The sequence below is a fragment of the uncultured Fibrobacter sp. genome (assembly GCF_937877005.1).
Lineage (GTDB): Bacteria > Fibrobacterota > Fibrobacteria > Fibrobacterales > Fibrobacteraceae > Fibrobacter.
The window spans coordinates 1-8,241 of record NZ_CALEFV010000269.1; the positions used below are offsets into that span (position 1 = coordinate 1).

Genomic DNA, 8,241 nt, shown 5'->3' on the forward strand with positions numbered 1-8,241 from the left:
AAGAAACACCCTCATTATTAATTAAATATTTAACTTTTCCAAGAATTGTATCATAGTCTAGATCTAATATTTTACATAAACCTTCTGCTGTCTTTTCTTTTTGTTTTACATTCTTTGGTGTAACACTAATTGTTTCTACGCTAACACTTCTAGCAAGAACTACACCATTTGTATCATAAATAGTTCCCCTTTTAGGATTTATACTTCTATTCATTGTTTGTTGTCTATATGCTCCTGCTTGTAATTCACTTCCTTGTACAAATTGCAACCATCCTATTCTTACTATTAAACTAACAAATAATATTGTAAATGTGGTTGTTAGCATTAAAATTCTTTTCCCTTTATTATATGAAACAGTTGATTTATATTTTCTTGTATTTTTTCTTTCTTTATTCTTTTTATATGAACTCATAATTCACCATCTTTTCTTATGAATAATATCGAAAATATTGTATATTAATAGCATATAAAAGTCAAGTAAAATAAACGAGAAATTTCAAAAAATTTTTAAGCGTAAAATTTAATATCAAAAAGCAAGCAGCCCCTGCACCACACGGCAGGGGCTGCTTTTTTAGAAAAATCAATACCTATTTTTTCAACTGCATCAATATTTTCACCGACAGTACTCATCCAGTTCGTTTCATACGCTTCGGTCATGAACTTGATTTCATCACCGTGCATCGTAGGACTCGAAAGCCAGATTTTCTTTTCGAAACGCATACGCTATCCTTGTTATTCGTCTTTATAGAACGGAACCAGTTCAACGCGTCGGTTCTTTGCGCGACCCTTCTTGGTCTTGTTGTCGGCAATCGGCTTGCGCGGTCCGTAACCCACGGCGCGCAGTCTGTCGACCGTAATGCCCTTCCTGATCAGGTAGTCCACCGCCGACTGGGCGCGGCCCTGCGACAGGTTCTCGTTATACTCGTCGTCACCCACGTTGTCGGTATGGCCCTGGATTTCGAGGTTCACGTCGGCGAACTTGGTCATGAGCGACACGATATCGTTCAGAGTCTTGTAGCTGGACTTGGTCAGAATCGTGGAACCGCTCTTGAAGTTGATGCCTGTTTTGAGTTTGTCCAGATCTTCCTTCTTGTTCACGGGGCAGCCGACCTTGTCCACTTTTACGCCGCGCAGCGAGTTCGGGCACTTGTCCTTATAGTCGGGTACGCCGTCACGGTCGGTATCCATCGGGCAGCCGGTGGTGTCGACCGGTGCTTCCTTCGGAGTGAGCGGGCATTGGTCGCGGTCATCGGCCACGCCGTCACGGTCTTCGTCCTTGTCGCAGCCCACGGAATCCACGCCCGTGCCCGGACGCGTGTTGGGGCACATATCCTTGTAGTCGGGAACGCCGTCGGCATCGAAGTCGAGCGGGCAGCCATCGCGGCCCACGGCAATGCCTTCGGGTGTATCGGGGCACTTGTCCAGCGCATCCACCACGCCGTCCTTGTCAAAGTCCTTGGCGCAGCCCACGGAATCCACCTCGACACCGGCCTGGGTACCCGGGCACATGTCGAGCGAATCGAGAACGCCGTCGGCATCGGCATCCCTTACGGTATCGGTCACCACGACGGTATCTGTCCTGAAAAGGGTGTCCACCTTGGTCAGCGTGTCGGGCAGTCCCAGCGGGCAGACCCTTTCGGGGGCCTTCTCGGCACCGCCGAACGTCCACGTCAGCAGACCCGTAAATGCGTAGGTGACCGTGGGCGTGTAACCGTAAGTCTTATGATACCCTTCTTCGTCCTTGTAGCGTACGGTAAAGTCCTCGATATCCTCGAATTCCTTTTCGCGGTTGTAGCCCACGCGCATCATGCGGGTAGAAATGTCGATACCGCCGGCCAGGTCTATATTGTAGGGCAGATGCAAGCGAAGGCCCGGAGTCAAAAGCATCGGATCTTCCCAGAAGTCAATAGGCATGCCGTTGTCTTCTATGCGGAACTCGCCACTGAATTCGACGAACGGAGTCGCCCAGGTAAACACGTCGTAATCGAGGCCTGTTCCGTAAACCAGGGTGTTCGCACCGAGGTTCGCATACATGACGCCCACGTTCGTGTTCCAGCGCAGCGGAACATCGTATTTGGCAAAGTCAAGAGTCATGATAGCTGTCGCTCCGACCACGACTTCGTTGGCGGTATAGGGCTGAGTCTCTCCCCTGCCGCGAATATACCAGGCATGGCGGGGGCGGATACCGATTCTCTTGGAACCGATTGGCAGATACACGTCAATCTGACCAGCCAGGCTGAACACGCTTGAGTCACTGATGAACGGCGCGCGGGCCTTTACCCAGACATCCAGGTCGCCGGGTTTGATGTTGCTTGTTGCTTCCCAGTAATCGTAGGCGTAGGACCTGTCATAGTTGATATTGAAGGCCACACCGGTATTAACGTATTCGGAAAGGCCGACCGCGAGGAAGAAGTTACCCGTCGCCGAGAGCTTCAGATCCTGAAGTTTCTGGCGTTCCCCGTCGTCGTAGAAAATGCCGCCACGGGAAAGTGCCCACGGGTCGATAGTGACGTTACCGCCTGTACCGCCCACAAAGCGCCAGGTTCCCAGCGTTTTGGTATTAATCTGGTGTATACCGTCGCTACCACCCATCAAACCCGTCTGGGCAAAAGCGGCTACGGTAAACAACAGCAAGTAAGCAAAAAATGACTTTTTCATAATAAGCCCCTAAATTTTTTGTGCCAAATTTAGAAAAAAGCGCATTTGCCTAGCAGACAAGCACTTACGATTAGGGGAATTTAAGGGTCGAAAAAGCATCTCTCCTTAACTATATATATTTTTATTTACATTTGACGAAAAACACATTTTTTGTGTATTCCAATTTAAAAAGAAAAAATATTCCAGTTTGGAAGGGTCCCGGAGGGGACCATTTACTAAATTAGGCGCAAACATCTACATTAAGGAGTTAAAAATGAAACTTTCTACTCGTGCTATCGCCGAAGCTATCGGCACCTTTTGGCTTGTGTTTGGCGGCTGCGGCGCTGCCGTGCTCGCCTGCGGCGTTCCCACTACCGGTATCGGCTACGTGGGCGTAGCGCTCGCATTTGGCCTTACGGTGCTCACCATGGCATACGCGATTGGCCATATTTCGGGCTGCCACCTGAACCCGGCCGTGACGCTCGGCCAGGTTGCCGGCGGTCGATTCCCGGCCAAGGAAGCCCCGGCCTACATCGTAGCCCAGGTCATTGGCGGTATCATTGCTGCGGGTCTGCTCTATGTCATTGCCTGCCCGGACCTTACCAATGCGGGTATCGGCGCATTCGCCACCAACGGTTGGTCCGATTCGCTCACCAACGGCCTGAACGCCTTTGGCGGCAAGACTTCTGGCATGCTTTCTGCATTCCTGATTGAAACGGTGCTCACGGCCATTTTCCTGTTCGTGATCATGGGTGCAACCGACGGTCGCGCTCCGGCAGGCTTTGCCCCGATTGCTATCGGCCTCTGCCTCACCCTCATCCACCTCATTTCTATCCCGGTCACGAACACCTCCGTGAACCCGGCCCGCTCTACCGCCGTGGCCGTGTTCGTTGGCGGTGCTGCCATCAAGCAGCTCTGGCTCTTCTGGGTAGCCCCGATTCTCGGCGGCGTGATCGGTGGCCTGTGCTACAAGTGCATCGCCGAATGCAAGTGCTGCAAGTGCGAAAAGAAGTAATTCTGGCTAATTAGGCTTTTTTCTTAAAATGAACGCCCCGCTCTGCGGGGCGTTTCTGTTGCAATCTTCCGCTACAACGGTGTCGCCTAGTAGTCCATGACGCAGCGTATGTTGGAGTTATTGCGGTAGGAACCCGCTTCGACCGAAGTGGTCTCGAATCCGTAGAAGAAGGAGTGCTTGACGACAAATTCATACTCCTTCGTGGTACGGACCGTGTCAAGGACAAAGGCCCGCGACGGAATTTCAGGTGTCAGGACAGAATCACCCGTTTCAAGGGAATCGCTATCGACAAGTACCGAATCCGAAATGTCGGTGCTATCGCCAGTGACGGTCGAATCGGCTGGCAGCGTATCCGCCGGCACATCGGTCGTATCTTCCACATATATAGTATCAATACTTACCTCATCGACCGTAAGCTCGTTGCTCGACCAGAACTGAGCTTCGTTGCCAGACCCCGGTTCCTGGACGCCGCCGTAGCTCTTGTTGGTCGCGACCATCGTGAATCCGGTCGAATTGGTGGGGCTCATCATCACGCTGTTCCAGACTCCATCATTGGCCAAGAGGCCTCCTGTTGACTCCGTAGCGGCCAGAAGGTCCTTCCATTCGTCGTTGGAGGGCAGATGCCAGCCATCGGGGCATACGGAGTTCTTTTCCGAACTGACATACAGCACGCCTGCCTTGTAGTAGAATACGGTATCCTGATAGGTGGTGGCGTTGCAAGAAAGGTAGGAATCGCAATAGGAATAGGGAGCGTCGTAGTACCTCAGGTTTTCGGCCATCCAGGTGTAGCTGCCGATTTGCAGATAGCCGTAGACATTGCTGTCGCGCAGATCAGTAAAGTAGCCGTATTCCTTGTTCGGATTGAAATACTTCTTGGCACCCTTCTTGACTTCTTGCCAGAGCGAATCGGCGAGCGCAATGTCGGCGTAGTACTTATCGAGCTGTTTGACATAGGATTCGTAGGCCGCAACGGAATCGGTGGAAGACCCCTGAACGCAGCGGACGGACATCTGGGCAGACTTGCTGGCAAATCCCGCCAAAACCGGCTGTTTAGAGCCGAAATCCACACGGAAGGAGACCGCCTTCGCGGAATTGGACTCGTACTGGTAGCCGTATTCCGTATCGATGCGGATTCCGTTGGCCGGGGTGCTGGTCCAGAAGTCATTCGTGTTGGCCTCTTCCCACACGTTTCCGAGCGAGCAATAACTGGTCGAGTCGCATTTTGTCATCACGAAGGTCTTGAGTTCGTCGAATTCTTCCATGGTCGGCAGGTGCCAGCCCGGCGGGCAGATTCCGTCGTTGTAGGCGCTATCCTTGAAGGTCGTGTTGTTCATTGCCTCGATGTAGGTGTAGCCGGGGCTCATGGATTCGTCAGTCCGTGTAGAGACCGTCGGCGCCGGGGAGGGCGTAACGACGGGGACGACCATTCCGCTCCACTGCTGGCTGTAGCTGGACGTGTTCATGGTTTCCCACAGGGGGTTGTAGAAGAGCAGGTCTTCGGCCATCCACAGCTGGCTACCTATACGGACAGTCTTGTAAGTTTTGTCGTTGCGGGGGTCGACCATACTTCCCACCTTGCCTAAGCTGCCGCCGCCTCCGTTGTCGTTTCCGGGATTTTCCGAATACGGATCATCTTCGTTGTATGCATCGGCACTGCTGCCGCTACAAGCCGCAAGAAAGGCCGCAAGGCCAATGACGAATGTCTCAGAAAGAAATTTTTTGTTCATCGTTTCCTACCCTAAATTGATATTTTGACTAGAATATAAAAAAATAAATGCTATATTATAGCCCGTAATTTTTTAACCCGAACCGCGCGGTCTTTGCTGCGCGAAATTCAAAAGGAAAACACAATGGCTGACAATCTGTCCGTCCTCGGCAAGGCCCGCAAGGCCTACCAGCCGAAACTCCCCGCCGCTCTCCGCGACGGCGCTCTCAAGGTCACTCTCAACAAGGGTAAGGCAACCGAATCCGTGCGCGACCAGGCCAAGATCAAGGCTCTGTTCCCGAACACCTACGGTGCACCGTACATTTCCATGAAGAAGGCTACCAAGGCTGCTGCCGGTAAGGCTTTGAACGTGGGCGTGGTGCTCTCCGGTGGCCAGGCTCCTGGTGGACACAACGTGATCGCGGGTATCTTCGACGGTATCAAGAGCATCAGCAAGAATTCCAAGCTCCTCGGCTTCCTCGGCGGCCCGTCTGGCCTCGAAAACGGCAAGTTCATCGTGATCAACGAAAAGATCATGGACTCCTACCGCAACACCGGTGGATTCGACATCATCCAGTCCGGCCGTACCAAGCTCGAAACTGAAGAACAGTTCAAGAAGTGCATGGCCGTTGCCAAGGCCCAGAAGCTCGACGCTATCGTGATCATCGGTGGTGACGACTCCAACACCAACGCTGCCGTTCTCGGTGAATACTTCCAGGCCAACGGCGCAAGCTGCGTGGTTTGCGGCTGCCCGAAGACCATCGACGGCGACCTCAAGAACGAATACATCGAAACCTCCTTCGGTTTCGACACCGCCGTGAAGACCTACTCCGAACTCATCGGCAACATCATGCGCGATGCCAACTCCGCTCAGAAGTACTGGCACTTCATCAAGCTCATGGGCCGCAGCGCTTCTCACATCGCTCTCGAAGCCGCCCTCCAGACCCATCCGAACATCTGCCTGATTTCTGAAGAAGTCAAGGCCAAGAAGATGAAGCTCAAGCAGGTCATCAAGTACGTTGCAGACATCGTCGCTGCCCGTGCTGCTGACGGCAAGAACTTCGGCGTCTGCCTGATTCCGGAAGGCCTCCTCGAATTCATCCCGGATGTGGGCGTGCTCATTTCCGAACTCTCTGAAGCCCTCGCCCACCACGAAAAGGAAGTCGAAGGCCTCGACACCGCCGCCAAGGTTGAAAAGCTCTGCAACTGGATTTCCAAGGCTTCTGCCGAAGTCCTCAAGAGCCTCCCCTCCACCACTCAGGGCCAGCTGATGCTCGACCGCGACAGCCACGGCAACGTGCAGGTTTCCCTCATCGAAACCGAAAAGCTCATCATCGAGATGGTGAAGAAGGAACTCAAGAGCCGCAAGTCCTTCAAGGGCAAGTTCAGCGCCCTCAACCACTTCTTCGGTTACGAAGGCCGCTGCGCCGCTCCGTCGAACTTCGACGCCGACTACTGCTACAGCCTCGGTTACACTGCTTCTGTGCTCGCCTTCAACAAGATGAACGGCTACATGAGCTCTGTGCGTGACCTCACGAAGGGTATCGAAAAGTGGACTGCCGGTGGCATTCCTATCACCATGATGATGAACATCGAACGTCGTCACGGTGCCGACAAGCCGGTGATCCAGAAGGCTCTCGTGGAACTCGACGGTGCTCCGTTCAAGTTCTTCGCCAAGAACCGCGAAGTCTGGGCCAAGACTGAAAGCTACACCTACCCGGGTCCGATCCAGTACTGGGGTCCGAGCGAAGTTTGCGACGTGACCAACTTCACGATTAAGCTCGAAAGAGGTGCGCTTAAGGTGAAGTAAGCGATAAACATCGTCTTGAATTTTAATCCCTGCATATTTTATGCAGGGATTTTTTAATGCGTTTTATACTCGCCAAACAATCGTTTGTCGTCTGTTCGACACCTTCACCCTATCCTTTTAATGGGAAAAATTGTATGTTTAAAAGAAAACAACAAAAGGATCTTATGAATATCTACGACTTTACGGTTCTTGACAACAAGGGTAACGAAACTCCCCTCGCAAACTATAAGGGCAAAGTGCTCCTGGTCGTGAATACCGCCACGGGTTGCGGGCTTACGCCGCAGTACGAGGCTCTGCAGAAGCTCTACGACACCTACAACGCCCAGGGCTTCGAGATTCTCGATTTTCCATGCAACCAGTTCTTGGAACAGGCCAAGGGAAGCGACGACGAAATTCACCAGTTCTGCACACTCACCTACCACACCACCTTCCCGCGCTTCAAGAAGATTGACGTGAACGGCGACACCGCCGCCCCGATTTTCAAGTTCCTTAAAGAAGCGATGCCAAAGCCGACCGACGCGGGCAACAAGATCAAGAACATGGCCATCGCTGCGGCCGCCAAGCTCAGCAAGGCCGTCCACGAAGACAATGACATCAAGTGGAACTTCACAAAGTTTCTGGTGAATCGCGAGGGCCAGGTGGTTGGCCGTTTCGAGCCTACAGTGCTTCCCGAACAAATCGAGGCCAGCATCAAGGAGTTGCTGTAATGGCCTGTGCAAATTGTAAAATCCGTGCCCAATACGACAAGAACCCCAAGTCCCTCATCGGGCGTTTTTGGCGGTTCCACATCAACTTCTGCCCCGGCTGGCGTTCGTACATGAAGAGTCTCTCCGAAGAAGAGCGCATTGTCATCAAAGAAAAGTATAACATCAAATAAAAATCCCGTCGGCAGACTGCTTTTGACAATAATAGCGAAAGACCCTGCGACTGCAGGGTCCTTTCGTAATCTTAACGAGCTCCACTACGACTGTTGAGTTTCGCTGGTGCTGAGCAGGTAGGCATTGATGAACGGGTCAAGGTCGCCGTAGATAACTGCCTGAATGTTGCCGCTTTCAAAGTCGGTGCGATGGTCTT

Annotated in this window: 6 protein-coding genes and 2 pseudogenes; 4 read left to right on the forward strand and 4 right to left on the reverse strand. The window is 52.3% G+C overall.

Annotation, left to right across the window (positions count from 1 at the left end):
• From Q0628_RS11885 to Q0628_RS11895, 3 genes and pseudogenes are all read right to left on the reverse strand, one after another.
• Positions 1 to 412 (reverse strand): annotated as a pseudogene (locus tag Q0628_RS11885) (hypothetical protein); the annotation flags it as partial.
• Positions 413 to 588: 176 nt separating this feature from the next.
• Positions 589 to 720: pseudogene (locus Q0628_RS15770) on the reverse strand (aminotransferase DegT); the annotation flags it as partial.
• Between the two features lie 12 nt (positions 721 to 732).
• Complete coding sequence (locus Q0628_RS11895; protein WP_298771250.1) at positions 733 to 2,658, reverse strand: OmpA family protein; 1,926 nt, start codon at positions 2,656 to 2,658, stop codon at positions 733 to 735.
• Positions 2,659 to 2,911: 253 nt separating this feature from the next.
• On the opposite strand from Q0628_RS11895, the gene aqpZ reads away from it, so the two are divergent.
• A complete protein-coding gene (aqpZ, locus tag Q0628_RS11900; RefSeq protein WP_298771251.1) occupies positions 2,912 to 3,652 on the forward strand; it encodes an aquaporin Z in 741 nt (246 codons plus the stop codon).
• Between the two features lie 86 nt (positions 3,653 to 3,738).
• Here the strand turns inward: aqpZ and Q0628_RS11905 are convergent, their stop codons facing one another.
• Complete coding sequence (locus tag Q0628_RS11905) at positions 3,739 to 5,379, reverse strand: FISUMP domain-containing protein (RefSeq protein ID WP_298771252.1); 1,641 nt, start codon at positions 5,377 to 5,379, stop codon at positions 3,739 to 3,741.
• A gap of 123 nt (positions 5,380 to 5,502) precedes the next feature.
• Here Q0628_RS11905 and Q0628_RS11910 point away from each other — a divergent pair, with 123 nt between their 5' ends.
• The 3 genes from Q0628_RS11910 to Q0628_RS11920 all read left to right on the forward strand — a co-directional run bounded on the left by Q0628_RS11910 (position 5,503) and on the right by Q0628_RS11920 (position 8,044).
• On the forward strand, positions 5,503 to 7,167 hold the full coding sequence (locus Q0628_RS11910; protein ID WP_298771254.1) for a diphosphate--fructose-6-phosphate 1-phosphotransferase: 1,665 nt from the start codon (positions 5,503 to 5,505) through the stop codon (positions 7,165 to 7,167).
• Between the two features lie 164 nt (positions 7,168 to 7,331).
• Positions 7,332 to 7,874 (forward strand): glutathione peroxidase, encoded by a 543-nt coding sequence (locus Q0628_RS11915; protein WP_298771257.1) that lies wholly within the window; start codon positions 7,332 to 7,334, stop codon positions 7,872 to 7,874.
• The gene (locus Q0628_RS11920) at positions 7,874 to 8,044 is read left to right on the forward strand and encodes a hypothetical protein (protein ID WP_298771259.1); all 171 of its coding nucleotides are present in this window, start codon (positions 7,874 to 7,876) and stop codon (positions 8,042 to 8,044) included. Before Q0628_RS11915 ends, Q0628_RS11920 begins: the two co-directional genes overlap by 1 nt.
• The last annotated feature ends 197 nt before the right edge of the window (positions 8,045 to 8,241 follow it).